Source organism: Kitasatospora sp. NPDC085464 (genome assembly GCF_044541955.1).
In the GTDB taxonomy this organism is placed as follows: domain Bacteria; phylum Actinomycetota; class Actinomycetes; order Streptomycetales; family Streptomycetaceae; genus Kitasatospora.
Genome location: NZ_JBITTM010000007.1, coordinates 204,935 through 229,202, shown reverse-complemented (window position 1 = coordinate 229,202; position 24,268 = coordinate 204,935). Strand labels below are relative to the sequence as shown.

The 24,268-nt window shown below is 74.3% G+C and carries 20 protein-coding genes and 4 riboswitches; of the genes, 5 read left to right on the top strand and 15 right to left on the bottom strand.

Annotation, left to right across the window (positions count from 1 at the left end):
* Positions 1–34 precede the first annotated feature (34 nt).
* Positions 35–901: a 3-hydroxybutyryl-CoA dehydrogenase gene (locus tag ACIGG8_RS08605; protein WP_396546476.1), complete on the top strand. Its 867-nt coding sequence runs from the start codon at positions 35–37 to the stop codon at positions 899–901.
* Between the two features lie 87 nt (positions 902–988).
* Here the strand turns inward: ACIGG8_RS08605 and ACIGG8_RS08600 are convergent, their stop codons facing one another.
* On the bottom strand, positions 989–1,780 hold the full coding sequence (locus ACIGG8_RS08600) for an AraC family transcriptional regulator (RefSeq protein WP_396546475.1): 792 nt from the start codon (positions 1,778–1,780) through the stop codon (positions 989–991).
* A gap of 55 nt (positions 1,781–1,835) precedes the next feature.
* Between ACIGG8_RS08600 and ACIGG8_RS08595 the strand changes: the two genes are divergently transcribed.
* The gene (locus tag ACIGG8_RS08595; RefSeq protein WP_350522663.1) at positions 1,836–2,435 is read left to right on the top strand and encodes a class I SAM-dependent methyltransferase; all 600 of its coding nucleotides are present in this window, start codon (positions 1,836–1,838) and stop codon (positions 2,433–2,435) included.
* A gap of 106 nt (positions 2,436–2,541) precedes the next feature.
* Here the strand turns inward: ACIGG8_RS08595 and metE are convergent, their stop codons facing one another.
* The 7 genes from metE to ACIGG8_RS08560 form a co-directional block, all read right to left on the bottom strand.
* The gene (gene metE, locus ACIGG8_RS08590) at positions 2,542–4,857 is read right to left on the bottom strand and encodes a 5-methyltetrahydropteroyltriglutamate--homocysteine S-methyltransferase (protein WP_396546474.1); all 2,316 of its coding nucleotides are present in this window, start codon (positions 4,855–4,857) and stop codon (positions 2,542–2,544) included.
* A gap of 175 nt (positions 4,858–5,032) precedes the next feature.
* A riboswitch (cobalamin riboswitch) is annotated at positions 5,033–5,236 on the bottom strand.
* Between the two features lie 181 nt (positions 5,237–5,417).
* A complete protein-coding gene (locus ACIGG8_RS08585) occupies positions 5,418–5,735 on the bottom strand; it encodes a hypothetical protein (protein WP_396546473.1) in 318 nt (105 codons plus the stop codon).
* Between the two features lie 17 nt (positions 5,736–5,752).
* On the bottom strand, positions 5,753–6,604 hold the full coding sequence (locus ACIGG8_RS08580; protein ID WP_396546472.1) for an ECF transporter S component: 852 nt from the start codon (positions 6,602–6,604) through the stop codon (positions 5,753–5,755).
* Positions 6,601–8,244: an ABC transporter ATP-binding protein gene (locus ACIGG8_RS08575; protein WP_396546471.1), complete on the bottom strand. Its 1,644-nt coding sequence runs from the start codon at positions 8,242–8,244 to the stop codon at positions 6,601–6,603. Before ACIGG8_RS08575 ends, ACIGG8_RS08580 begins: the two co-directional genes overlap by 4 nt.
* Positions 8,241–9,491, bottom strand: a complete 1,251-nt coding sequence (locus tag ACIGG8_RS08570) for a CbiQ family ECF transporter T component (RefSeq protein ID WP_396546470.1) — start codon at positions 9,489–9,491, stop codon at positions 8,241–8,243. Before ACIGG8_RS08570 ends, ACIGG8_RS08575 begins: the two co-directional genes overlap by 4 nt.
* A gap of 10 nt (positions 9,492–9,501) precedes the next feature.
* The gene (locus tag ACIGG8_RS08565; RefSeq protein WP_396546469.1) at positions 9,502–10,659 is read right to left on the bottom strand and encodes a hypothetical protein; all 1,158 of its coding nucleotides are present in this window, start codon (positions 10,657–10,659) and stop codon (positions 9,502–9,504) included.
* On the bottom strand, positions 10,656–13,583 hold the full coding sequence (locus ACIGG8_RS08560) for a prenyltransferase/squalene oxidase repeat-containing protein (RefSeq protein ID WP_396546468.1): 2,928 nt from the start codon (positions 13,581–13,583) through the stop codon (positions 10,656–10,658). Before ACIGG8_RS08560 ends, ACIGG8_RS08565 begins: the two co-directional genes overlap by 4 nt.
* A 109-nt stretch (positions 13,584–13,692) precedes the next feature.
* A riboswitch (cobalamin riboswitch) is annotated at positions 13,693–13,824 on the bottom strand.
* A 91-nt stretch (positions 13,825–13,915) separates the two neighbouring features.
* A riboswitch (cobalamin riboswitch) is annotated at positions 13,916–13,992 on the top strand.
* A 197-nt stretch (positions 13,993–14,189) separates the two neighbouring features.
* On the opposite strand from ACIGG8_RS08560, the gene ACIGG8_RS08555 reads away from it, so the two are divergent.
* Together ACIGG8_RS08555 and ACIGG8_RS08550 are read left to right on the top strand one after the other, a co-directional pair.
* Positions 14,190–15,569: a hypothetical protein gene (locus ACIGG8_RS08555; RefSeq protein WP_396546497.1), complete on the top strand. Its 1,380-nt coding sequence runs from the start codon at positions 14,190–14,192 to the stop codon at positions 15,567–15,569.
* A 115-nt stretch (positions 15,570–15,684) separates the two neighbouring features.
* Complete coding sequence (locus tag ACIGG8_RS08550) at positions 15,685–16,026, top strand: hypothetical protein (RefSeq protein WP_396546467.1); 342 nt, start codon at positions 15,685–15,687, stop codon at positions 16,024–16,026.
* A 65-nt stretch (positions 16,027–16,091) separates the two neighbouring features.
* Here ACIGG8_RS08550 and ACIGG8_RS08545 read toward each other — a convergent pair whose 3' ends face one another.
* Positions 16,092–16,571 carry a flagellar hook-length control protein FliK gene (locus ACIGG8_RS08545; RefSeq protein ID WP_396546466.1) on the bottom strand — a complete coding sequence of 160 codons (480 nt, stop codon included), beginning with the start codon at positions 16,569–16,571 and terminating at the stop codon, positions 16,092–16,094.
* A gap of 29 nt (positions 16,572–16,600) precedes the next feature.
* A complete protein-coding gene (locus tag ACIGG8_RS08540) occupies positions 16,601–17,668 on the bottom strand; it encodes a prenyltransferase/squalene oxidase repeat-containing protein (RefSeq protein ID WP_396546465.1) in 1,068 nt (355 codons plus the stop codon).
* Between the two features lie 98 nt (positions 17,669–17,766).
* A riboswitch (cobalamin riboswitch) is annotated at positions 17,767–17,907 on the bottom strand.
* Positions 17,908–18,021: 114 nt separating this feature from the next.
* On the opposite strand from ACIGG8_RS08540, the gene cobF reads away from it, so the two are divergent.
* Positions 18,022–18,780 (top strand): precorrin-6A synthase (deacetylating), encoded by a 759-nt coding sequence (cobF, locus tag ACIGG8_RS08535; protein ID WP_396546464.1) that lies wholly within the window; start codon positions 18,022–18,024, stop codon positions 18,778–18,780.
* Between the two features lie 80 nt (positions 18,781–18,860).
* Here cobF and ACIGG8_RS08530 read toward each other — a convergent pair whose 3' ends face one another.
* The 5 genes from ACIGG8_RS08530 to ACIGG8_RS08510 are packed head-to-tail and all read right to left on the bottom strand — an operon-like array spanning position 18,861 to position 24,232.
* Complete coding sequence (locus ACIGG8_RS08530) at positions 18,861–19,634, bottom strand: enoyl-CoA hydratase (protein ID WP_396546463.1); 774 nt, start codon at positions 19,632–19,634, stop codon at positions 18,861–18,863.
* Positions 19,631–20,515 carry a 3-hydroxyisobutyrate dehydrogenase gene (gene mmsB / locus ACIGG8_RS08525; protein WP_396546462.1) on the bottom strand — a complete coding sequence of 295 codons (885 nt, stop codon included), beginning with the start codon at positions 20,513–20,515 and terminating at the stop codon, positions 19,631–19,633. Before mmsB ends, ACIGG8_RS08530 begins: the two co-directional genes overlap by 4 nt.
* Positions 20,512–21,588 (bottom strand): enoyl-CoA hydratase/isomerase family protein, encoded by a 1,077-nt coding sequence (locus ACIGG8_RS08520; protein ID WP_396546461.1) that lies wholly within the window; start codon positions 21,586–21,588, stop codon positions 20,512–20,514. Before ACIGG8_RS08520 ends, mmsB begins: the two co-directional genes overlap by 4 nt.
* The gene (locus tag ACIGG8_RS08515) at positions 21,588–22,736 is read right to left on the bottom strand and encodes an acyl-CoA dehydrogenase family protein (protein ID WP_396546460.1); all 1,149 of its coding nucleotides are present in this window, start codon (positions 22,734–22,736) and stop codon (positions 21,588–21,590) included. The genes ACIGG8_RS08520 and ACIGG8_RS08515 overlap by 1 nt, the downstream gene beginning before the upstream one ends.
* The gene (locus ACIGG8_RS08510; RefSeq protein WP_396546459.1) at positions 22,733–24,232 is read right to left on the bottom strand and encodes a CoA-acylating methylmalonate-semialdehyde dehydrogenase; all 1,500 of its coding nucleotides are present in this window, start codon (positions 24,230–24,232) and stop codon (positions 22,733–22,735) included. The genes ACIGG8_RS08515 and ACIGG8_RS08510 overlap by 4 nt, the downstream gene beginning before the upstream one ends.
* Between the last annotated feature and the right edge of the window lie 36 nt (positions 24,233–24,268).

The following is a 24,268-nucleotide window of genomic DNA, read 5'->3' as shown; positions in this document are numbered from 1 at the left end:
TGGCGACCCGCATCCGCTCTGAAGGGGCAACCGCATGAACGACATCCGCCGTGTGGCCGTCGTCGGGGCCGGGCAGATGGGCTCCGGCATCGCCGAGGTCTTCGCCCGCGCCGGGCTCGACACCGTCGTCTGCGAGAACGGCCGGGCCGCCCTGCGCGCCGCCCGCAGCCGGATCGACCGCTCCCTGCACCGCGCCGTGGACCGCGGCCGGATCGGCGAGCAGCAGCGCATTGACGCCTGGGCGCACCTGCTGTTCGCCGACGACCTGGAGGCGCTGGCCGACCGTCAGCTCGTCGTCGAGGCCGTCGTCGAGGACGAACGGGTCAAGACCGAGGTGCTCACCACCCTGGACAAGGTCCTCGTCGCCGAGGACGCCGTCCTGGCCACCAACACCTCGGCGATCCCGGTCACCCGCCTCGGCATCGCCACCGGGCGCGCCTCGCACGTCCTCGGCCTGCACTTCTTCAACCCCGCACCGGTGATGCCGCTGGTCGAACTGGTCGCCTCGCTGCACACCGACCCCGCCGTCGTCGGCCGGGTGGAGGCCTTCGCGACGAACGTCCTCGGCAAGCGCGTCGTCCACTCCCGGGACCGGGCCGGCTTCGTCGTCAACGCCCTGCTGGTGCCCTACCTGCTATCCGCGATCCGGATGGCCGAGGCCGGCCACGCCGACCCCGAGGACATCGACGCCGGCATGGTCCACGGCTGCGCCCACCCCATGGGCCCGCTCCGACTCGCCGACCTGATCGGCCTGGACACCGTCGAGGCGATCGCCCGGTCGATGTACGAGGAGTACAAGGAGCCGCTGTACGCGCCGCCGCCGCTGCTCTCCCGGATGGTCGAGGCCGGCCTGCTCGGCCGCAAGAGCGGGCGGGGGTTCCACGTCCACCGGCCGGCCTGACCCGGGCACGGCCGCCCGTTCGCGGCCCCGGAGTTCGCGCCGACCGCGCACTGCTCCGGGGCTCCGTACCGTCCCGACCCGGGTCCCTCAGTCCGCCGCCGGGCCGCCGCGGAAGTAGCTGCCGGGGGTGAGGCCGGTCTCCCGGACGAAGGCGGCCACGAAGGCGCTGGGCGTCGCGTAGCCCACCCGGCCGGCGACCCTGCTGACGGGCTCCCCGTGGGCGAGGTGGCCGAGGGCCGCGCGCAGCCGGACGGCGGTGCGCCAGCGGGCGAAGGTGATGCCGGTGTCGGCGGCGAAGGCACGGGCCAGGGTCCGTGCGCCGGCGCCGACGTGGTGCCCCCACTGGGCGAGGGTCCGTGGGTCCGCCGGGTCGGCGACCAGGGCGCGGGCGACGTCGAGGGCCCTGGGATCGACGGGCATCAGCACCTCGATCGAACGGGCGGGGACCGGGGCCAGGTTGTCGATCAGGACGGCCTGGGCCCGGAGCCGGCGCGGCGGGTCGAGAGCGGGCCGGGCCAGGTGGTCGATCAGGCCGGCGACCAGCTGGTCCACCGCCACCGGCTGCGGCACCGACCAGCCGGGCAGCCCGGGGCCCCGGGTGATGTTCAGGCTGCGCATGGCGGTGCCGGCCAGCGCGGCGGTCTGGTGCGCGGTGCCGGCCGGGATCCACAGTGCCCGGGTCGGCGGCAGGATCCACTCACCGTCCTCGGTCGACACGGTCAGCACGCCGTTGCGGGCCCAGACCACCTGGTGGGTGTCGTGCCAGTGGGTGCCGAACCGACTGCCCGGCGCGAGGTCGTAGGAGCGCACCACGATCGCGCCGGCCGCCTCGGCCACGGTGCCCGGCGGACCGGGACGGGGTTGTCCGTTTGACGACATGATCTGGAAGCGTACGCGCTGGTGGCCCACCCGCGCCCTTCCTAGCCTCTTGGACATGAACCTCAACCACGCACGAGTGTGCACCAGCCCCGAATGGGCCCGGACGTTGCAGACCACGGTGTTGCCCACGGTGACGGCCGGAGCCGAGTTGGGCACGGTGATGCTGGAGATCGGCCCCGGTCCGGGCGCCGCCACCGACTGGCTGCGGCACCGCGTCGAGCGGCTCGTCGCCGTCGAGTACGAACAGCCCGCCGCCGAGGCGCTGGCGGCCCGCTTCGCCGGCACCAACGTCGAGGTCCGGCACGGCGACGCCACCGCGTTGCCCTTCGCCGACGCCGCCTTCGACTCGGTGGCCTGCTTCACGATGCTGCACCACGTCCCCACCCGGGCCCTGCAGGACAGGCTGCTCGCCGAGGTCCTGCGCGTGCTGCGCCCGGGCGGGGTGCTGGTGGGCTCGGACAGCCTGGCCGGCGACGGGCTGCACCACTTCCACGAGGGCGACACGTACAACCCGGTGGAGCCGTCGTCCTTCCTGACGCGGTTGCAGACGCTGGGCTTCGAGAACCTGACCATCGGGGTGGGGGGACGGTTGACCTTCGTCGCCCACAGGCCGCGAGCCGCAGCCGAGGACGGCAGCGTCACCGGCGCCCGCTGACCGGCCCCCGGGCGCACGGGAGTGCGCACCGGGCGGCCCCGACGGAAGGTCCGCCGGGGCCGCGAGCCGCCGGCCGCTCGGCCGACGGCTCCCTTCGGGGGGACGGTCAGTCGGCGAGTTCCTCACGCAGGCGGCGGGCGGCGGCGACCAGGCTGTCCAGGGAGGCACGGGTCTCCGGCCAGCCGCGGGTCTTCAGGCCGCAGTCCGGGTTGACCCAGAGGCGTTCGGCCGGGATGGCGGCGAGGCCGGCCCGGAGCAGCGAGACCGCTTCCTCGGTGCTCGGGACGCGCGGGGAGTGGATGTCCCAGACGCCCGGGCCGACCTCGCGCGGGTATCCGGCCTCGGCCAGCTCCCCGGCGACCTCCATGTGCGAGCGGGTCGCCTCCAGGGAGATGACGTCCGCGTCGAGGTCGTCGATCGCCTTCATGATCGCGCCGAACTCGGCGTAGCACATGTGGGTGTGGACCTGGGTGTCCGCGCGGACGCCCGACGTGGCCAGCCGGAACGCCTCGGTGGCCCAGTCCAGGTAGGCCGGGCGGTCGGCGGCGCGCAGCGGGAGGGTCTCGCGCAGGGCCGGCTCGTCGACCTGGACGACGGCGGCGCCGGCGGCCTCCAGGTCGGTGACCTCGTCGCGCAGGGCGAGGGCGACCTGGCGGGCGGTGTCGGCGAGCGGCTGGTCGTCGCGGACGAAGGACCAGGCCAGCATGGTGACCGGGCCGGTCAGCATGCCCTTGACCGGGCGGTCCGTCAGGCCCTGCGCGTAGCCGAACCAGTCCACCGTCATCGGGTGCGGGCGGGAGATGTCCCCGGCGAGGACCGGCGGGCGGACGTAGCGGGTGCCGTACGACTGGACCCAGCCGTGCCGGGTGGCCAGGTAGCCGGTGAGCTGTTCGGCGAAGTACTGGACCATGTCGTTGCGCTCGGGCTCGCCGTGCACCAGGACGTCCAGTCCGGCCTTCTCCTGGTAGGCGATGACGTCGCGGACCTCGGCCTCCATCCGCTCCCGGTAGGCGGCCGCGTCGACCCGGCCCGCCGTCAGGTCGGCCCGGGCGACGCGCAGTTCGGTGGTCTGCGGGAAGGAGCCGATGGTGGTGGTCGGCAGCAGCGGCAGCCTGAGCCGGGCGCGCTGGGCCTGGGCCCGTACGGGGTAGGGCTGGGCGCGGCGGGCGTCGTCCGCGGTGACGGCGGCGGCGCGGGTGCGGACGGCGGGGGCGCGGGTGATCGGTGAGGTGGCGCGGGAGGCGAGGTCGGCGCGGTTGGCGGCGAGTTCGGCGGTGATCGCGCCGGTGCCCTCGCGCAGGCCGCGGGCGAGCAGCGCGGCCTCGGCGGTCTTCTGTTTGGCGAACGCGAGCCAGCGGGCGATCTGCGGGTCGATGTCGCGTTCGAGCGTGGCGTCGATCGGCACGTGCAGCAGTGAGCAGGAGGGCGCGACGTCGACCCGGTCGGTGAGGCCGAGCAGGGTCGCCAGGGTGGCGAGCGACTTCTCCAGGTCGTTGATCCAGATGTTGCGTCCGTCGATCACCCCGGCGACCAGTCGCTTGCCGGGCAGCCCGCCGACGGCGGCGAGGTCGGCGAGGTTGGCCGCGGCCGGTCCGGTGAAGTCCAGTGCCAGGCCCTCGACCGGGGCCTTCGCCAGGACGGGCAGGGCGTCGCCGAGGCGGTCGAAGTAGCTTGCGACCAGGAGCTTGGGCCGGTCGGTGAGGGCGCCGAGGTCGCGGTAGGCGCGGGCGGCGGCGTTGAGCTCGGCGGGGGTGCGGTCCTGGACGAGGGCGGGCTCGTCCAGCTGGACCCATTCGGCGCCGGCGGCCTTCAGGGCCGCGAGCAGCTCGGCGTAGACCGGCAGCAGCCGGTCCAGCAGGGTCAGCGGCTGGAAGTCCTCGGCGACACCGGGCGCGGGCTTGGCGAGCAGCAGGTAGGTGACCGGCCCGACCAGCACCGGCCGGGCGGTGTGACCGAGCGTGAGGGCCTCGGTCAGCTCGCCCACCGACTTGGCCGGGTTCGCCGCGAAGGCCGTGTCGGGGCCCAACTCCGGGACCAGGTAGTGGTAGTTGGTGTCGAACCACTTGGTCATCTCCAGTGGCGCGACGTCCTGGGTGCCGCGCGCCATGGCGAAGTAGCCGTCCAGCGGGTCGGCCTCGACCGCGGCCCGGTGGCGGACGGGGATCGCGCCGACCGCGACGGTGGTGTCCAGCACGTGGTCGTAGAGCGAGAAGTCACCGGTCGGGACTTCCCCGATGCCGGAATCGGCGAGCTGCTGCCAGTTCCCGCGGCGCAGGTCGGCGGCCGTCGCCAGCAGCGTCTCGGCGGTGACCGCGCCCTTCCAGTAGCCCTCGATCGCCTTCTTCAGCTCCCGGCCCCGCCCCTGGCGGGGGTAGCCGTACGCGGTGGCGAGGGTTGCCGCGGCTGCGGACTTCGTGGTCAAGGGACTCTCCTTCGCGAGTCTGTCTCCTCAGGGATCCGGAGACCGCAGGGGCGCGAAGGGATGACGGACCGGGCAGCGGCCGCACCGACGTACGGGCCTGATCTGCCTGGTATGGTCGCCGACCCGCCCACGAGGTCACCGGATTGCCGCGCGCGGATCCTCCGCGGGCGGGCAGTGGCAGGTCTTCGGACTCGCGGGCACGCCCACCCTGTCGAGGGCGGACTCCTACTGGCCGTCGCTTCCCAGACCCGTCCCGGGCCCAGTGCGTATGACGGCGGTCGTTCCCACTCACCGCTGCGGGGCAGTCCCGGACTGGCCGATCAAACGGCGTCACCGGGTTCCCTCTTACGACGCCCCGCCTGGCGGACAGGGCGAACCAGCTGCCCGGCCAGCTTAGGGGCAAGGAACCCGAACCCACGCGGAATTCACGCAACGTGTCCGCATGGTGAGACCCGGCGCCGCCCGCGGAGGCGCACGGGTGCACCCCGGGGCACCGGCCATGGCCGCGGCGCACGGCCGCCGGCCCGGGGCCTCACCCGGTTCCGTACACCCAGCGACGGTCAGGGACGCGCCTGGGCGTCGGGCGTGCGCGGCAGGGCGGCGCGGATGTCCGCGATCAGTTGGGGCAGGGTGCGTCCTGGATCCAGCTGACAGTCCAGGTGCCCGATCCCGTCGGCGGGGATGCTCGCCAGTATCCGTTCGGCCTCGCCCAGCAGTTGGCTCTTCCGGTGGAGGTCGAGCTTCATCCGGGCGACCTGCGCCTGAGCCCCGCCCAGCTGGCGGCGTGCGGATGCCAGGCCGGCGTGCTGTTCCGGGGTCAGGACGACGACGTCGACCCCGTTCAGCGTGATCGTCCGGGGTTTCGCGGGTTTGGGCACGATGGTGGCCTTCCGGTTCAGGAGTTCTCCGCCCCGACGGGCCGGGCGACGGCCTGCGTTCCCACCGCGGCGTCCGCACCGCGCGGAGCCTCGAAGCGCACGGTGGGCTCGAAGTTGGCGCGGCGGGCGGCGCGGCGGAAGACGGTGAGGACGGCCGGCCCGACGACGAGGACGGCGGTGAAGGTGGTGACGGCGCGGCCGGTGTCCCAGCCGAGCGAGGTGGCGAGGTCGAACAGGAGGTAGCGGTGCCACTGTTCGGTGAACGGGAGGCCCGGCAGGTAGGCGATCGAGCTGTTCGGGTCGGTGGAGAACGGCCAGAAGGACAGGTTGAGCAGGAAGCCGAACAGGTAGCCGGAGAAGGCGCCGTACACGGCCAGCATCGGCACCTCCACACGGCGCCGCCGGGTACCGGGCAGCAGGCCGGCGAGCATGCCGACGAAGGCGCAGCCGAACATCTGGTAGGGCATCCAGGGGCCGACGCCGCCGGTGAGCAGGGCGGAGGCGAACAGGGAGGTGCAGCCGAGGGTGAAGCCGAAGCCGGGGCCGAAGACCCGGCCGGCCAGGACGAGGATGAAGAACACCGTCTCCACCCCGGCGGTGCCGGCGCCGAGCGGGCGCAGTCCGGCGTTCACGGCCGACAGGACGCCGAGCATGGCGAGGGCCTTGGCGTCGATGCCGCCGGACGAGATCTCCGCGATGACGACGGCGAGCACCAGGACCAGCAGGGCGCCGAAGATCAGCGGTGGCGCGTAGGAGGAGCCGAACTTCCCCGGGGCGACGGCGAACGGCCAGGTGAAGGCGACCAGGCCGATGAACGCCGCCAGCGCGATGACGACCCGGGCCCGGCCGGGGATCCGCAGGGCGGTCATCGGGCCGCCTCCGCCGGTTCGAGGGCCTCGGCGACCTGGTGGGCCGTCAGATAGGCCAGCGGCGCCAGGATCTTGGCGGTCTGGGGGGCGAAGGTCGGTGAGGCGACGATGACCTCCGCGGTCGGGCCGTCCGCGACGACCTCCCCCTCGGCCATCACCACGACCCGGTCGGCAGCGGAGGCGACGAACTCGACGTCGTGGGTGGAGACCACGACGGTGCGCCCCTCGACGGCGAGGGCGTCCACGATGCCGGTGAGCGCCTCCTTCGCCTGGTAGTCGAGCCCGCGGGTGGGCTCGTCCAGCAGCACGACCCGTGGTGCGGCGGCGAGTTGGATCGCCAGGACGAGGGCCAGCTTCTGGCCCTCGGAGAGGTCCCGGGGGTGGGTGTCATCCGGGATCCCGGGGGCCAGGCGGTCCAGGATCTGCCGTGCGGTCGGGCCGCCGACCCGGTCGGCTTCGACGTCGCTCTGGCCGAGTTCCTGCGCGACCGTCTCCAGGTACAGCAGGTCGGTGGGAGTCTGCGGGACGAGACCGACCAGCTGGCGGGCCCGGGCGGCCGGGAGGCGCTTGGGGTCCTCGGTCTTCCCTTCCCCGGCGCCGGTGACCTTCACGCTGCCGCCCTGGCGCGGGCCGGAGCCCTGCAGCGCCCACAGCAGCGAGGACTTGCCGGAGCCGTTGCGCCCCATCAGGGCGGTCACCTCGCCGGCGCCCAGCGACAGGTCGACGTCCCGGACGGCGGCCACCGGCCCGTAGCGGACGACCACCCCCCGGGCGTCCAGCACCGGCTCCCCCGCCACCGCTGCCCGGCGCGGCGGGGGAACGGGCACGTCGCTGAGCCGCTGCCGCAGCGGGGCCGCGGCGCGGCGGGCGTCCCGGACGGACAGCGGCAGCGGCCGCCAGCCGGCCAGTCGGCCGAGGTCGACGACGGGCGGGGCGATCGCGGTGGTCCGGAAGACCTCCGCGGGCGGGCCGTGCACGACGGTGCCGTCCCCGGGCAGGTAGGCGACCCGGTCGGCGTACTGGACGACCCGTTCCAGGCGGTGCTCGGCCAGCAGGACGGTCACGCCGAGGTCGTGCACCAGCCGGGTGATCGCGGCCAGCACCTCCTCGGCGGCGGTCGGGTCGAGCGCGGAGGTGGGCTCGTCCAAGACCAGGACGCGCGGGTGCGCGGTGAGGACGGAGCCGATGGCGACGCGCTGCTGCTGGCCGCCGGAGAGCTCGTACAGGGCGCGGTGGCGCAGGTCGGCCAGGCCGAGCAGGTCCAGGGTCTCCTCGACGCGCTTGCGCATGACCTCCGGCGGGATCGCCAACTGCTCCATGACGTAGGCCAGTTCCTCCTCCACCGTGTCGGTGGTGAAACCGGCCAGTGGGTCCTGCCCCACGACGCCGACCACGTCCGCGAGTTCGCGTGGCGGGTGGTGCGCGGTGTCGCGGCCGTCCACGGTGACGCGGCCGCGCAGGGTGCCGCCGGTGAAGTGCGGCACGAGGCCGTTGACGGCGCCCAGCAGGGTGGACTTTCCGGTGCCGGTGCGGCCGACCACGAGGCAGAGTTCGCCCTCCGGGATGTGCAGGTCCACGTCGCGCAGGACGGGCGTGGTCTCGCCGTCGTACACCACGCTGACCTGGTCGAATCGGATCACGTGCTCACCTCTGAGGTCGTGCGGGCGGTGCGGGTGCTGCGGGGGCCGCCGGTACCGCGGGGGTCGCCGGTACTGCGGGGGTCACCGGCGGGCTCGGGTGTCCGGCCGGGCGGCGGCGAGACGACCCCGGCGGCGCCCGCCAGCAGCAGGGCGAGCACAGGGACGAGCGGCAGGGTCGGCCAGGTCAGCGGGTACAGCGAGGGGTTGAGGTCGGTGGCGTCGTAGCCGACGGTGGCGAACAGCAGGACGGCGGCGGTCACGCCGCAGCCGGCCACACCCCATTCGGCGGCCCGCCAGCGGTCCGGCCGGTAGGTGGTGCGTCGCACGCGGCGCCCACCGAGCAGCAGGCCCGCGACGCACAGGACGGCGCCCACCACGAAGGCGGGCAGGCCGAGCGCGGCGGGGGCCGTGCCGTCCAGCAGCCCGTACACCCCGGCGCACAGGCCGCACATGCCGAGCAGCATCAGCGCGCCGGTGGTCCGGCGGGAGCGGCGCGAGGCGGTGCCGGCGCGTCCGTAACCGCGCGAGTCCATCGCGGCGGCCAGGGCGAGCGAGCGTTCCAGCGCGTCCTCCAGGACCGGTACCACGATGCCGCGCAGCGCGCGGATGCCCTTGCGCCCGCCTGCGCGCAACCGCCGGGCCCGGGCGACGCGTTGGACGCTCTGCACCAGCTGGGGCGCGACGCTCAGCGCCACCGTGACGGCGACGCCCAGCTCGTACAGCGCGCCGGGCAGCACGCGCAGCGCCCGCTTGGGGTTGGCCAGGGTGTTGGCGGCGCCGATGCAGCAGATCAGGCAGGCCAGGCGCAGCCCGTCGAAGGCCGCGGAGAGCGTCGCCTCCAGCGAGACCGGGCCGCCGATCCGGATGCCCGCGTACCAGGCGGGGGTCGGGATGTGCGGCAGCGAGAAGAGCAGGTGGTCGCTCGGGGTGATGCCGGTGGCGAAGACGCACCGGAAGACCACCCGGATCGCCACCACGGTGAGCGCGACCCACAGGTAGTAGGTGAACCCGCGCGCCCACGGGGCCTCGCTGCGGCGGGCGGTGACCACGTAGCCGAGCACGGCGAGGACGAGCAGGAGGAGCAGCGGGTTGGTGGTGCGGCTGGCCGCCGTCGCCAGGGCGATCGCCCAGGTCCACCAGGCCAGTGGGTGGAGGTTCCGCGGGACGCGCCGGCCCCCCGCGCCGCGCCCGGGGGCGGCGGACGGGGCACCGGCGGGCGGGGAACCGGCGGAGCGCTTGTCGGACATGGTCACCGGATCACTCGGCCCCTCGCCGGCGACGGCGGGCGGTGATCACGGTCGCCACGCCCAGGACCACCACGAGGACGGACCCGATCACGGCGGGGAGCATCGACCCGGAGTCGTGCGACGCGTCGGCCATCGGCGGGGCGTTCTGCACTCCGCCGGGCACCGCCGGGGTGGCGGTCGGCGCGGCGACGGCGTCCGTCGGCGGCGTCGGCTGCTCGCTCGGGGTGTCGGTCGGTGCTGCGGTGGGCGGCTCGACGGGCACCGGGGTGGCGGGCACTTCCGTCGGCTCGGGCGCGCCCGGCGGGGTGACACCGTCCTCGGGGGTGCCGGCCGTACCGGCCCCTGCGGGCGGGGTCGGCGCGGGCGGACGGGCTCCGCCCGCCGGGGGCTTGGCGGGGGCCGGGGCCCGGCCGGTGCCCCCGCCCGTACCAGAGCCGCTGGAGGCGCCGCTGCCGCCGGAGCTGCCGGAGCTGCCGCCCGAACCGGTGCCGGAGCCACCACCTCCCGTACCACTGGTGCCACTGGTACCGCTCGTACCGCCGGATCCCGTGGAACCGCCGGAGCCGCCCGCGGTGCCCTGGCCCGGGTCGGCCGGCTGCCCGCCGGGGCTGGAGTTGTGCGTCCGGACGCTGTCCGGCGAGAAGGTGGGACGCCCCTCGGTGCCCTCGATGTTGGTGCCTCCGAAGATCCACAGGTCGACGCTGCCGGGCTTCGGCTGGTAGAGCATGGCGCCGAGCTGGCTGTACGACCACGTGTTCTGCCCGGGGTCGGCGTGCCAGTACGACCAGTAGGCCGTGGCCGGCGGCGTCAGGACGCACTTCTCCTGGTCCGGGGTGGGGAACTGCTTGCCGCCCTGGAAGCCGCTGTAGCCGATCCGGCAGATGAACGCCGGGCCGTCGTGGCCGGTGCCGGTGGTCTTCCAACCGCCCTGGTTGAGCAGGGCGTAGCCGGTGGTCGGGGTGGTGCCGCAGGACCGCAGCAGCGGGCCGCCCCACTTGCCGAAGTCCACGGCGAGCACGACGCCGGAGGTGGTGGTGCACTGGTCCATCGGCAGTGGTGCCGCCGCTGCGGGGGCGGTGCCCACGGCGATGCCGCCGCAGGCGAGCGCGAAGGTCAGTGCCGCCGCCCCGGACAGCCGGCCGAGTCGCGTGCCGGGCCGGCCGGTCACCGGTGACGCCCCGGGGTGGCGGCGGCGCGGCGACGGGCGATGACGACGGCGGCGGCCCCGAGTGCCGTCAGCACGCCGGCGCCCGCCGTCAGCGTGAGCGCCTCGGTGCCGGTGCGGGCCAGGTCCCCGGAACCGCTCTGCACCGACACGCCCGCGGCCTGCCCGTTGTCGCCCCCGGCGGCGCCGCCGCCACCGGCCGGGCCGTCGATGCCGCCGGCCGGCACAGTGGTCGGGCCGGCGCCGGTCGAGGGGGCGCTGGTGGCCGGTGCGGGCCCGGTCGTCGAGGGCGAGCCGGTCGGCGTCCCGGTGGGGGTGCCCGTCGGAGTGCCCGTCGGCGTCCCCGTGGGGGTGCCCGTCGGAGTGCCCGTCGGCGTCCCGGTCGGCGTCCCGGTCGGCGTCCCCGTGGGCGTCGGCGTCGGCGTGCCGCCGAGGCTGTGGGCCAGCGTGCCGAAGGAGATGCCGGTGGCGCCGCCCAGCACCTGGGTCGAGGCCCGGACGTCCGAGCCCTGCTGTCCGGCGGAGGCGACGTTGAACCCGCCGTCGCCGTTCTGCTGCCCGGCGAGGAAGTCCAGCGCCTTGGCGATCTGCCCGTCGTAGGCGGCCTTGTGGAGCGTCATGCCCTGGACGGCGAGGGCCGCCGAGTTGGTCGAGTGGCCGGCCGCGCCGGGGAAGCCGCCGTCGGGCAGTTGCTGGGCGGCGAGCCAGGTGAGTCCCTTGTCGACGGCCTGGGCGGCGTCGTCGCCGGGGACGAGGGCGAGGGCCATGACGGCCATGGCCGTGCTGTCGACGTCGGAGTCGCCGGTGGCGGGGATCAGGCTCGGCCACGAGCCGTCCGCGTGCTGGAGGCTCCTCAGGTAGGCGATCGCGGGCGCGGCACCGTTCGACTCCCCGGCGCGGAGCTGGGCCATGATGCCGAGGGCCTGCGAGAAGACGGAGGTGGCGTACGTGTAGTTGCCGGGGGCGTCACAGCCGGTGTTCGCGTCGGCCTTGGTGCACACCAGGGCGGCGAGGGCGGCGATCAGGTCGTGGCCGCCGAAGGCGCGCGGGTCGCGGCCGACGATCTCGGCGAGCAGCGCTTCCTTGCCGACGGAGCCGCCGCCGGCGTACTCGGTGCCGATGCCCGTCCAGTCGTTGACGGTGCGGTCGCTCGCGTCCTTGCCCTGCTGGTCCAGGAAGTCGACGATCCTGCGCAGCGCGGCGTCGTCGGTGCCGGTGGCGGCGAGGGCGTAGGCGCCGTCGATGGTGAGGCCGAAGTCGGCGAAGGCCGGGAAGCCCTCGTAGTAGTGGCCGTCGATCAGCCGGGCGGGATCGGTGAGGTAGGCGCTGCCCTTGGCGGCGTCGGGCTTCCGACCGGCGGGCGGGGTCGGCGTCGTGGTGGCGCCGTTCGGGTTGTGCCGGACGCTGGTGAGGTCGGTGCCGGTCAGGGCCAGGAGGGCCTGCTCGGTGGCGGCGGCGTCGGGGTCGGTGGTGGAGGCGTCGGGTCCGAAACCGCCGTCCTTGCCCTGCCGGGCGGCGAGCCACGCCGTGGCCGCGGCCCGCCGGGCGCCCTGGCCGGTGGCCCGGAACACCTGGGCGGCGCTCGCGGTGCTGAGGGTGTCTCCGGGGGCTCCGGCGTACGGGACGAGCGATCCGTCCGGCTGCTGGCTCGCCGCGAGTTGGTCGGCCGCCTTCTTCGCCGCAGCCTCGTATCCGGGGGCCGTGCGCAGCGCGAGAGCGGCCACGGCGGTGGTGAGCGGGTCGGACTCGCAGTGGTCACCAGCGGCGATCATCGATCCGGCCATCCCGCCGTCGGCGCACTGCAGGGCGGTGAACCGGGCGAGCGCCGGGGCGGGCGGCGTGACCCCGGCCCGCTGGAGCGCGATGACGCCGAGCGACTGGACCCAGGGGGAGGCCGCGCCGAGGAAGTCCCCGGCGGCGGTGCACTTCCCGTTCTCCCCGGACGCCGTGCAGACGTGGTCGGTAAGCGCGGCGATCAGGTCGCGTCCGCCGAAGGTGCGCGGGTCGCGGCCGGTGCTCTCGGCGACGAGGGCCAGCAGCGCGGCGGCCCTGGTGTCGGGCTGGGCGGTGGGGCCGTCGGGGTACAGGAAGGCGTCGGTGTGGGCGGCGAGGAAGGCGACCACCTTGCGCAGCGCCGGGTCCTGGGTGCCCGCGGCGGCGAGGGCGACGGCGGTGAGCGCGGTGCGGGGGTAGTCCGGCCCTTCGGTGGCCCAGTTCTCCATGTGGTCGCCGCCGACGAGTTGACCGGCCAGCCAGGCGGCGGCCGCGGCCGGGTCACCGGTGGCGGAGGGCCCGGTCGGAGTGGCGGTCGGGGTCGGGGTCGCGGAGGGTGAGGGCGGCGTGGAGGGTGAGGGGCTGCCGTTCTTGGCCCGTACGGAGTCGGGGGTGAAGCTCGGTGCTCCGCTGGTGCCGCCGATGTCGGTGCCGCCGTAGACCCAGGCCTCGACCTCGCCGGGCTTGGGCTGCTGGGTGCCCGCACCGAACTGGCTGTAGGACCAGGTCTGTTGGCCGGGTGCGGCGATCCAGTACGACCAGTAGGCGGTGGCCTGCGGGGTGTTGACGCAGGGTTCCTCGGCGGGCGTCGGGTACTGGACGCCGCCGTTGAAGGTTCCGGTGCCGAGCCGGCAGATGAAGGCGGGCCCGTCGTGCTCGGTGCCGGCCGTGGTGAATCCGGCGTTGTGCAGCAGGTTCATCCCGGTCGTGGGGTGGGCGTCGCAGCCCCGGACGACTCCACCGCCCCAGTGGGTGAAGTCCACGGCGACGATCGCGCCCGTGGTCGCGGTGCACTGCTCGATCGGGTCGGCGGCGGCGATGCCGGGCCGGCAGAGCAGGACCGTGCCGCAGGCGGCGGCCGCGACGGTGCCGGCGACCAGCAGGGACGCGAGGTCCCGGTTTCTGTGACGTGTGCGACTGCTGCTGACCCTCACGACGACTCCCTGGTCGGTCGACGCAGGAGGCCACGGCGCAGCCGACGGCTGTTCCCGGAGACACGGGGCCGTCATGAGCTGCGTCGTAGTCCGCGACGACGCAAGTGCTGTGTGAACAGACCCCCGGTCCAGGCAGTCCGGCTCACCCACCGGGCGGTGGGTCTACGGTTGCGGGTCAGCGCCGGAGTTGGACCGGCTTCCCCTGAATGCCGAGGGCGAAAAACCGATTCATCAGACCACGGTGCTCGATTCGGAGTCAACAGGTCGTCAGGTAGGTCACAGCACCTCGTCAGTCGGTCCGCGCGTGCGGTAGCGTCCGCCGTGGCCGAGTGGGGGAACCCGGTGCGACTCCGGGGCTGACGCGCAGCGGTGTGGGGCGGCGGCTGCGCCGTTCCGAGCCCGAATGCCCGCCCGACCGTGCACCACGGCGAATGCCGGCCCACGCGATCCGGGCGGCGACCGTTCCGGCTGTCGCGCGCCCCCGAACGGACGCCGGGACTTCCGGGGCAGGGTCGGCGCCCGCCACCCCAAGGAGCCTGTCCCGTGCCCCTCCTCGCCCCGAAGCGCACTACCCCGAAGCCGACCGCCCCGGCCCGTGCCGCCTCCGTGGCCACCGTCGCCCTGACGGCCGGAGCCCTGCTGCTGTCCGCCGTTCCCGCCCACGCGACGGCCAGCCCCACGCAGATAGCCACCTCCAAGAGCACCGGCGTGACGTACCTGAAGTCCCTCCAGGCCGCCGACGGCAGCTACGTCACCGGCGGAGGCCTCTCCAACGAGTGGGCCTTCAGCGCGCTGGCGGCCGCCGGCACCGCCGCCGCGGACGTGACCCCCGGCGGCGACCCGAGCAAGAACGCCCGTCTCGTGTACCGGAACCAGCTCGCCGCCGCCGGCTGGCCCGGCGGCTCGCCGGTGGTCACCGACTACGAGCGCGCCATCCTCAACTCCTACGCCGCCGGGATCGACCCCGCCCGCGTCGGCCCCGGCCGCAACCTGATCGCCGACGCGGTCGCCTACTGGCAGACCGCCGAGCCCGGCTACTACGGTCCGTCCGCCAACTTCAACGGCACCGTCTTCGGCCTGCTCGCCCTCGCGGGCGCGAAGACCCAGACGGGCACCCAGCGCGCCCCGCAGGCCCTGCTGAACGCCTCCGTCACCGCGGTGCGCGCCAACCAGCACAACGACGGCGGCTGGAACTACAGCAAAGCGGCTGGCGACCCGACCGCGCTCACCCAGGGCAGCGACATCGACATGACCGGCGCCGCCATGGCCTCGCTGTGCGCGGCGGGCGTCCCCAACACCGACCCGGCGATCGTGGTGGCCAAGAACTTCCTCAAGGGCAAGCTGGCCTCCTCCGGGGCCTTCAGCGCCATGTTCGGAGTGAACACCGACTCCAACGGCTGGGCCGTGTCCGGCCTCAACGCCTGCGGCATCAACCCCCAGGGCACCGACTTCACCAGCGGCACCGGCAAGACCCCGCTCGACTTCCTCATCGCCCAGCAGTTCAAGCCCGGCGGCGGCTTCAAGTACCTGCCCACCGACACCTCCCCGTCCCCCTACGCCTCCGTCGACGGCCTGCGCGCCGTGGCCGGGGCCGGGTTCACCGCCACCCCGCCCGCCCCGGTCACCGTCGGCGAGCCGACCTGGGCCGCCACCACCGGCTTCACGGCCGGTACCGCCGCCAGGCTCGCCCTGGTCGTCGACGACGGCACCGGGGCGCTCAAGGCCTGCACCGTCACGCTCACCCCGACCGGCGGCACCGCGACCCTCGGCGACGTCCTCGACGCGGCGGGCACTGCCACCCCGGCCGGCTGCGTCACCGCCGTCACGCCGTCCACCGGCGGCGGCACCGTCACGGCGATCAACGGCACCGCCAACAGCGGTTCGTCCACCTGGAAGGTCAGCCTGGACGGCGCCACCGCCGTGGCCGCCACCCGGGCCACCACCGTCCACCTCGGCGACACCGTCTCGCTGCGCTACGGCAGCTGACCGCTCCGACTCCGCAGGGGAGTCGAGCACGGATCATCCTCCCCTCGGCAGGGCAGAACCACGACGGCCCGACGGATCCCGCCGCCGGACCACGGAACAGGGGGAAGTGGTACCGATGGGTGTTTCCAGGTGGGTGGCAGGCGGCTACGTGGCCTCGGTCGGCGTACTGGCCGCCATTGGCGGGCTGACGGGGAACGGGCGCTACTACCTCGCGTCGATCGTCCTCACCCTGCCCGTCGGGCTCGCCGCGTTCGCGGGCGTCTACCTCGCCCGGGGGCTGCTGACGGGCGTCGGTGAGCTGTTCACCACGACACGACTGCCGAACGGCGATGATCCCGGGTGGCTGACCACGTCGGGCATCGTGGCCAACACACTGCTGTTCACCGCTGCCGGCGTCATCACCGTGGTGCTGGCCGAGCACTTCGTCCGCCGCCGGAGGACGGCTCGCGGAAGGTGATCCCCGCGTAGGCGGTGCCCCGGCCCTTCCGCGGAAGGGCCGGGGCACCGGTGTGTCGTCGTACGTCAGGGGGCGGTGATGCCGGGCTGGGCGCCGGCGCCGAAGGACCAGCCCTCGACGTCGCCGGGCGCCGGGTTGTAGCTGCCCGCGCCGAGGTTGCTGTACGACCAGGGGCCGCCGTGCTGGGCGTGCCAGTACGACCAGTAGGCGCTGCCGGTGGGGTTGGTGCAGGTCGTCGGCAGGCTGTTGATCCTGCAGACGAAGCCGGGGAAGCGCGGGTGGAAGCCGTACGTGAATCCGGCGCCGGTCAGCGCGGCCAGGCCGCTGGCCGGGTCCCCGGGGGCGCAGCCGGTCTCGATGCCGCCGCCGACGGCCGTGAAGTCGACCACGACGGTGACGCCGGTGGTGCCGCTGCAGGCCGCCGCGTGGGCCTGCGGGGCCTGGGCGGCGGAGACGCCGAGCAGGCCGGCGGTGAGGGCCGCCGCGGCCGCGATCGACCCGAGCGTACGTCGGGCCGGGCGGGCCAGGGTGAGGGTGTCGGTCATCGGTGAACTCCTCGCGGTATCAGAGCCGTTCAGTGGGCGGCCGGGGCCGGGCAGGCCAGGGTGGGGGCGTCGGGGCGCGCGCCGGCCGCGGACAGGGTGGCCAGCGGCGCACCGCCCAGGCCGAGGACGGCCTGCGCAGTCGCCCGGGCGCCGTTGCCCGCGTTGAAGCCGGTCGCGTCGTAGGCGACGGCGCCGCGCACCGCCGGGTCGGCCGAGCAGCCCTGCTGGAGCTTGACCAGCCGGCTCCAGCCCTTGAGGCCGGCGCCGAAGCGCCCGCCGGAGAGCAGCGCCTGGGTGGCCAGACCGGTGGTGTTGGCGTTGGAGGCGGTCGCCCCGGCCGCCGCGAAGCCGCCGTCGGCGTTCTGGTGGGTGGTGAGCCAGGTGAGGCCGGCGTTCGCCTTGGCGGTGCGGCCGGTGGCGGCGAGCGCCTGGACGGCGAGGGCGGTGGCGTCCGGGTCGCTGGTGCAGGTGGTCTGGCCGAAGGCGACGGGGAACCCGCCATCCGCGCACTGGCTGTTCGCGAGGTAGTCCACGGCCGCCGTCGGGGCGTCACCGGGGGTGCGGTGCAGGGCGATCAGGGCCAGTGACTGGCCGAAGGCGTTACTGTAGTCGCCCCACTGGGAGCGGTCGGAGAAGCGGCCCTCGGGGGTCTGGAGCGAGCGCAGCCGGGCGGGCAGGTCGACGCCGCCGAAGCTCGCCGAGTTCGCGTCGCGGACCTCGGCGGCGAGCAGCAGCTTGGCGGTCGCGCCCGCGTACGCCTCGGTGGTGCCGTCGCCGAGGTAGCCGGAGATGATCTCGGGCTTCGCCAGCCAGGCGGTGGCCCGGGCGGCGGCCTCGTCGGAGCTGTGCGAGGCGGCGAAGGCCAGCACGGCGTCGATGGTCAGCCCCTGGTCGGGGTAGGCCGTGCCGTTGAAGACGCTCTCGAAGTGGTCACCGCCGACGAGCTGGCGGGCCAGCCAGCCGGCCGCCGCACCGTCGGGGCGGACCGTCCGGGAGGAGGTGGTGTCGGCGTGGGCGGCGGTGGCCGCAGGGAGCGCGGTGGCGAGGGCCAGGGCGGGTATCGCGAGCAGACCGAGGGTGCGGCGGAGCGTGGGCATGGGTGCCTTTCCGGGCCTGGACGCAGGGGCCCGGAGGGCGTCGGCGTATGCCGGAGCAGCCCTCGGAGCTCCGGCCCGCAGACCACGACGGGAGGAGGGGACGACACACCTCCGCCGACGGGTACTCGGGCTCGCCGCCGACGTGGCGTCGGCGGCCTACCGTTGCGGGCCAGCGCCGGATTCGAACCGGACTTCCCCCGTGGGCGGAGTCACAACGTGACGGCTCATCATGGCGAAACGGAAAAGATCGGGTCAAGGGATCGTGCGTCACGTCACGGTGACGCGGGTGGATTCCTGGACGCGCGCCGGTCCGCCGGTCGGGGAACGGCCGGTCGGAGGGCAGAATGCCTCCCATGCGGCACATCTTCGTCATCGGCATCGGCGCGGGCGACCCCGACCACCTCACCCTGCAGGCCGTCAAGGCGCTCGCCCGCACGGACGTCTTCTTCATCCTCGACAAGAGCGAGGAACGGCAGGACCTGATCCGGCTGCGTCGACGGATCCTCGCCGAGCACGGCCGGGCCGGGCACCGCGTGGTCGAGGCGCCGGACGCGGAGCGGGACCGCAGCACCCCCGCGTACGCGGCCGCCGTCGACGACTGGCGCGTCCGCCGCGCCGACCTGGTCGAACGGCTCCTCGCCGAGCACCTCGGCGAGGACGAGACGGGGGCGTTCCTGGTCTGGGGCGACCCGAGCCTGTACGACAGCGTCATCGCCGTCGTGGACGACGTCCTGGCCCGCGGCACCGTCGTGTTCGACTCCGAGGTGGTCCCGGGCATCAGCAGCGTCTCGGCGCTCGCCGCCCGCCACCGCACCACACTGACCCGGGTCGGCCGCCCGGTGCAGATCACCACCGGCCGCCGTCTGGCCGAGGGTTTCCCCGAGGGCGTGGACGACGTGGTGGTGATGCTGGACGGCCGGGCCGCCTTCACGGAGATCGACCCCGAGGGGCTGGAGATCCGGTACGGCGCCTACCTCGGCACCCCCGACGAGATCCTCGTCGCCGGCCCGCTCGCCGAGGCCGCCCCGAGGATCCGCGAGCTGCGCGAGCAGGCCCGCGAGCGCAAGGGCTGGATCATGGACACCTACCTGCTCCGGCGGGCCGGGAGCTGACCGGCGGTGAGCCGCCCCGTGGAGGGGCGGCGCACCGGGCCGGGCGTCAGCGGGTTGCCGAACTCAGCGGTTGCCGGACGTCAGCGGTTGCCGAACGTCGGCGGGCGCTTCTCGGCGAAGGCCGCCATGCCCTCCTTCTGGTCCGCCGTGGCGAAGGTGGCGTGGAAGAGCCGGCGCTCGAAGCGGACGCCCTCGGCGAGGGTGGTCTCGTACGAGCGGTTGACGCTCTCCTTGAGCATGACCGCGGCCGGGGTGGACATCGCCGCGATGGTCTCGGCGGTGGCCAGGGCCTCCGTCTGCAGCTGGTCGGCGGGGACGATCCGGGAGACCAGGCCGGCCCGTTCGGCCTCCTCGGCGCCCATCATCCGGCCGGTCAGGCACAGCTCCATCGCCTTGGCCTTGCCGACGGCCAGGGTGAGCCGCTGCGAGCCGCCGATGCCGGGGATCACACCGAGCTTGATCTCCGGCTGGCCGAACTTGGCGGTGTCCGCGGCCAGCAGGACGTCGCACATCATCGCCAGCTCGCAGCCGCCGCCCAGCGCGTACCCGGCCACCGCCGCGACGACCGGCTTGCGCAGCGCGGCGAAGCGGTCCCAGGCGGCGAACCAGTCGCCGAGGTAGGCGTCGACGAACTCCAGGGACTGCATCTCCTTGATGTCGGCGCCGGCCGCGAAGGCCTTCTCCGAGCCGGTGACCACCAGACAGCCGATCTCGCGGTCCCGGTCGAACTCCGTGGCCGCGGCGACGACTTCGGTCATCAGCCGGGTGTTGAGCGCGTTGAGCGCCTTCGGGCGGTCGAGCGTGATCAGCCCCACCCGGCCCCTGCGCTCGACCAGGATCGTCTCGAACGTCATGCGGTGTCCTTCCGGAGGGTGGTGATGATGGCGGAGAAGTCCAGCCCGGCGCCCGCCCCTTCGGCGAACGCGGCGTACAACTCCGATGCCCTGCCGCCCAGTTCGGCCGGTACGTCGCAGGCGGCGGCCGCGGCGGCCGCGAGTCCGAGGTCCTTGGCCATCAGGGCGGCGGCGAATCCGCCGGCGTAGTCGCGGTTGGCGGGGCTGCCCGGGACCGGGCCGGGCACGGGACAGTTGGAGGTGAGCGCCCAGCACTGTCCGGAGGCGGTGGAGGCCACCTCGAACAGGGCCTGATGGCTGAGCCCGAGGCTCTCCCCGAGCACGAAGGCCTCGCTGACCGCGATCATCGAGACGCCGAGGATCATGTTGTTGCAGATCTTCGCGGCCTGCCCGGCACCGGAGGAACCGCAGTGCACGACCCTGCGGCCCATCGCGGCCAGCAGCGGCTCCGCCTCGGCGAAGTCGGCCTCGTCGGCGCCGACCATGAAGGTGAGGCTCGCGGCCTCGGCACCGGGCACACCACCGGAGACCGGTGCGTCGACGGCCCGGTGCCCGGCCGTGCGGGCCAGGTCGGCGGCGACCCGGGCGTCCCCGACGGCGATGGTGGAGCAGTCGATGAACAGCGCGCCGGTGGCCGCCTCGGTCAACTCGCCGTAGGAGTCGAGGACATGGCGTCCGGTCGGCAGCATGGTCAGCACCACGTCGGCCTCGCCGACCGCCTCGGCGGCGGAAACCGCGATCATCACTCCCTGTGCTGCGGCCAGGTCCCGGGCCTCGGCCGAGAGGTCGTAGCCGATCACCCGGTGGCCGGCCTTGACGAGGTTGGCGGCCATCGGGCCGCCCATGTTGCCCAGTCCGATGAATCCGATGCTGTGGGTCACCAGCGCTCCAGGGGTGTGGTGGTGGCGGCGAGGCCGAGCTCGCGTCCGCCGCGCGGGGCGAAGTAGCGGGCCACGGCGGCGGGTTCGACGGCGCCCAGGGTGGCGGGGCTCCACCGCGGCGAGCGGTCCTTGTCGATCACCTGCGCCCTGATGCCCTCGGCGAGGTCCGGCGTGGCGAGCGCCGCACACGAGGTGCGGTACTCCTGGTCGAGCACCGCCTCCAGCGGGCCGAGGGCCCGGGCCCGGCGCAGGGCCGCCAGCGTCGCCTTCACCGCCGTCGGGGAGTTGGCGGTGATCCGGTCGACGGCCTTCTTCGCCTCGGGTTCACCGCTGTCCCGCAGCCGGTCGAGGATCTCCTCGACGGTACCGGCCGCGTAGCAGGCGTCGATCCAGGCGCGCTGCCCGTCCAGCGCACCGGTCGGCGCGGGTTCGACGTGCCGCTCCAGGGCGTCGTGCACGGGCAGCCCGGCGAGGTCGTCGAGCAGCGCCGGCACCCGCTCGGAGGGCAGGAAGTGGTCGGCGAGCCCGCAGAGCAGCGCGTCCGCCGCTCCCACCGATCCGGCGGTGAGGGCGAGGTGGGTGCCCAGCTCGCCGGGCGCCAGGGCGAGCAGGTAGGTGCCGCCCACGTCGGGGACGAAGCCGATGCCGGCCTCGGGCATGGCGATGCGGGTGGTCTCCGTGACGATCCGCACGCTGCCGTGGGCGGAGACGCCGACGCCGCCACCCATGACGATGCCGTCCATCACGGCCACGTAGGGCTTGGAGTAGCGGGCGATCCGGGCGTTGAGGCGGTACTCGTCGCGCCAGAACTCCTCGACCGCGCCCGGGTCCCCGCCGGTGGCGGCACGGTGGATGGCGACGATGTCGCCGCCGGCGCAGAACGCGCGGTCCCCGGCCCCCGTGATGACGACGGACTCGACCCGGTCGTCCTGCTCCCAGGTGTCCAGGGCCTCCGCGATGCGCAGCACCATGGTGTGGGTGAGGGCGTTCAGGGCCGCCGGCCGGTTGAGGACGATGAGTCCGGTCCGGCCCTCGCGCTGGAGGATGACCTCGTCGAGGTCGTGGCCGGCCATCACGCGGCTCCGGTCAGGCTGCGGGCGACGATGACGCGCATGATCTCGTTGGTTCCTTCCAGGATCTGGTGCACCCGCAGGTCGCGGACGATCTTCTCGATGCCGTACTCGGCCAGGTAGCCGTAGCCGCCGTGCAGCTGGAGGGCCTGGTTCGCGACGTCGAAGCCGGTGTCGGTGGCGTAGCGCTTGGCCATCGCGCACAGCTGCGGCGCCCGGGGATCGCCCCGGTCCAGCGCGCCGGCCGCCCGCCACACCAGCGCCCGGGCCGCCTCCAACTCCGTTGCCATGTCGGCCAGTCGGAACTGCAGAGCCTGGGCGTGCAGCAGCCGGGCGCCGAACGCCGCACGGTCCGCCAGGTAGCGGGTGGCGCGCTCCAGCGCCTCCTGCGCGCCGCCGAGCGAGCAGGCCGCGATGCCGAGCCGGCCGCCGTTCAGCCCGCTCATGGCGATCCGGAAGCCCTCGCCCTCGGCGCCGAGCAGACGGTCGGCGGGCAGCCGGACACCGTCCAGCACGACCTGCCGGGTGGGCTGGGCGTTCCAGCCCATCTTCCGCTCGTTCGGCCCGAACGAGACGCCGGGGTCGTCCCGCTCGACGACGAACGCGGAGACCCCGTCGGCTCCCGGTCCACCGGTGCGGGCCATCACCACGTAGATCCGGGAGTCGCCTGCCCCGGAGATGAACTGCTTGACGCCGTCCAGCACCCAGTGGTCGCCGTCCCGGACGGCCCGGGTGGCGATCGCCGCCGCGTCGGAGCCGGCGCCGGGCTCGGTCAGGCAGTAGCTGCCCAGGTGCTCGGCGGTGCAGAGGCCGGGCAGCCAGCGGGAGCGCTGCGCGGTGCTGCCGTAGCGGTCGATCATCCAGCCGACCATGTTGTGGATGGACAGGTAGGCGGCGATCGACGGGCAGCCGGTCGCCAGCGCCTCGAAGGCCACCACCCCCTCCAGGCGGGAGAGTTCGGAACCGCCGGCGTCCTCGCGCACGTAGACGCCGGCCAGACCGACGTCCGCTGCCTTGCGTAGCACGTCCACGGGGAAGTGCTTGGTCCGGTCCCACTCGACGGCGTTCGGTGCCAGGTACTCGTCGGCGAAGGCCCGGGTCGTCTCCGCGATGGCGCGCTGGTCCTCGGTGAGATCGTGCACGGCGCTCATCCCATCGTCGGCATGGTGAAGCTCGCGCCTTCCTTGACCCCGGAGGGCCAGCGCGAGGTGACGGTGCGGGTGCGGGTGTAGAAGCGGATCGAGTCCGGGCCGTGCTGGTTGAGGTCGCCGAAGCCGGAGCGCTTCCAGCCGCCGAAGGTGTGGTAGGCGATCGGCACCGGGATGGGCACGTTGACGCCGACCATGCCGGTGTTCACCCGGCGGGCGAAGTCCCGCGCCGTGTCGCCGTCCCGGGTGTAGATGGCCACGCCGTTGCCGAACTCGTGCTCGCTGGGCAGGCGCAGCGCCTCCTCGTAGTCGGCGGCGCGGACGACGGTGAGCACCGGGCCGAAGATCTCCTCGCGGTGGATCCGCATCTCCGGGGTGACCCGGTCGAACAGCGAGGCGCCGAGGAAGTAGCCGTCCTCGTGCCCCTCCAGGCGGAAGTCCCTTCCGTCGACGACGAGTTCGGCGCCCTCCTCGACCCCGAGGTCCAGGTAGCCGCGGACCCGCTCCAGGGCGTCGCGGCCCACCAGCGGGCCGAAGTCCGCCGCCGGGTCGTCCGAGCGGCCGACCTTGAGCGCGGCGATCCGCTCGACCAGCTTCGCCACCAGGGCGTCCGCGGTCTCCTCGCCGACCGGGACGGCGACGGAGATGGCCATGCAGCGCTCGCCGGCCGAGCCGTAGCCGGCGCCGATCAGCGCGTCGGCGGCCTGGTCGAGGTCCGCGTCCGGCATCACGATCATGTGGTTCTTGGCGCTGCCGAAGCACTGCGCGCGCTTGCCGTGCGCAGCGGCGGTCGCGTAGACGTACTGGGCGATCGGGGTCGAGCCGACGAAGCCCAGCGCCTCGACCCGCGGGTCCTCCAGCAGGGTGTCCACGGCCTCCTTGCCGCCGTTGACCACGTTGAACACGCCCGGCGGCAGCCCGGCCTCCAGGAACAGCTCGGCCAGCCGCAGCGGCACCGACGGGTCACGCTCGGAGGGCTTGAGGACGAAGGAGTTGCCGCAGGCCAGCGCGGGCGCGGCCTTCCACAGCGGGATCATCGCGGGGAAGTTGAACGGCGTGATGCCCGCGACGACGCCGAGCGGCTGGCGCATCGAGTAGACGTCGATGCCGGTGCCGGCGTTGTCGCTGAACTCGCCCTTCAGCAGGTGCGGGATCCCGGCGGCGAACTCCACGACCTCCAGGCCGCGTTGGAGGTCGCCGTGGGCGTCGGCGACGGTCTTGCCGTGCTCGGCGGACAGCAGCCGGGCCAGCTCCTCCTTCTCCTGCTCGACGAGCTGCAGGAAGCGCAGCAGGACGCGGGCCCGGCGCTGCGGGTTCCAGGCCGCCCACGCGGGCTGGGCCTGCGCGGCGTCGGCGATCACCGCCTCGACCTCGGCGCGGTCGGCGAGCGGCACCCGGGCCTGCACCCGGCCGGTGTTGGGGTCGTACACGTCGCCGAAGCGACCGGACGTCCCGGGTGTGCGCTTCCCGGCGACGAAGTGGGTCAGTTCACGGACCATCGGTTCCTTCTCTCAACGGGTCGGGAGAGGAGGAAT

Bases quoted from the DNA above. Each gene is read 5' to 3' on its own strand.
- ACIGG8_RS08515 (WP_396546460.1), bottom strand. From the start codon at position 22,736: ATGAGCGCCGTGCACGATCTCACCGAGGACCAGCGCGCCATCGCGGAG.
- ACIGG8_RS08595 (WP_350522663.1), top strand. From the start codon at position 1,836: ATGAACCTCAACCACGCACGAGTGTGCACCAGCCCCGAATGGGCCCGG.
- cobF (WP_396546464.1), top strand. From the start codon at position 18,022: ATGCGGCACATCTTCGTCATCGGCATCGGCGCGGGCGACCCCGACCAC.
- ACIGG8_RS08520 (WP_396546461.1), bottom strand. From the start codon at position 21,588: ATGGCCGGCCACGACCTCGACGAGGTCATCCTCCAGCGCGAGGGCCGG.
- ACIGG8_RS08605 (WP_396546476.1), top strand. From the start codon at position 35: ATGAACGACATCCGCCGTGTGGCCGTCGTCGGGGCCGGGCAGATGGGC.
- ACIGG8_RS08510 (WP_396546459.1), bottom strand. From the start codon at position 24,232: ATGGTCCGTGAACTGACCCACTTCGTCGCCGGGAAGCGCACACCCGGG.
- ACIGG8_RS08600 (WP_396546475.1), bottom strand. From the start codon at position 1,780: ATGTCGTCAAACGGACAACCCCGTCCCGGTCCGCCGGGCACCGTGGCC.
- ACIGG8_RS08530 (WP_396546463.1), bottom strand. From the start codon at position 19,634: ATGACGTTCGAGACGATCCTGGTCGAGCGCAGGGGCCGGGTGGGGCTG.
- ACIGG8_RS08580 (WP_396546472.1), bottom strand. From the start codon at position 6,604: ATGACCGCCCTGCGGATCCCCGGCCGGGCCCGGGTCGTCATCGCGCTG.
- ACIGG8_RS08545 (WP_396546466.1), bottom strand. From the start codon at position 16,571: ATGACCGACACCCTCACCCTGGCCCGCCCGGCCCGACGTACGCTCGGG.
- ACIGG8_RS08540 (WP_396546465.1), bottom strand. From the start codon at position 17,668: ATGCCCACGCTCCGCCGCACCCTCGGTCTGCTCGCGATACCCGCCCTG.
- ACIGG8_RS08570 (WP_396546470.1), bottom strand. From the start codon at position 9,491: ATGTCCGACAAGCGCTCCGCCGGTTCCCCGCCCGCCGGTGCCCCGTCC.
- ACIGG8_RS08550 (WP_396546467.1), top strand. From the start codon at position 15,685: ATGGGTGTTTCCAGGTGGGTGGCAGGCGGCTACGTGGCCTCGGTCGGC.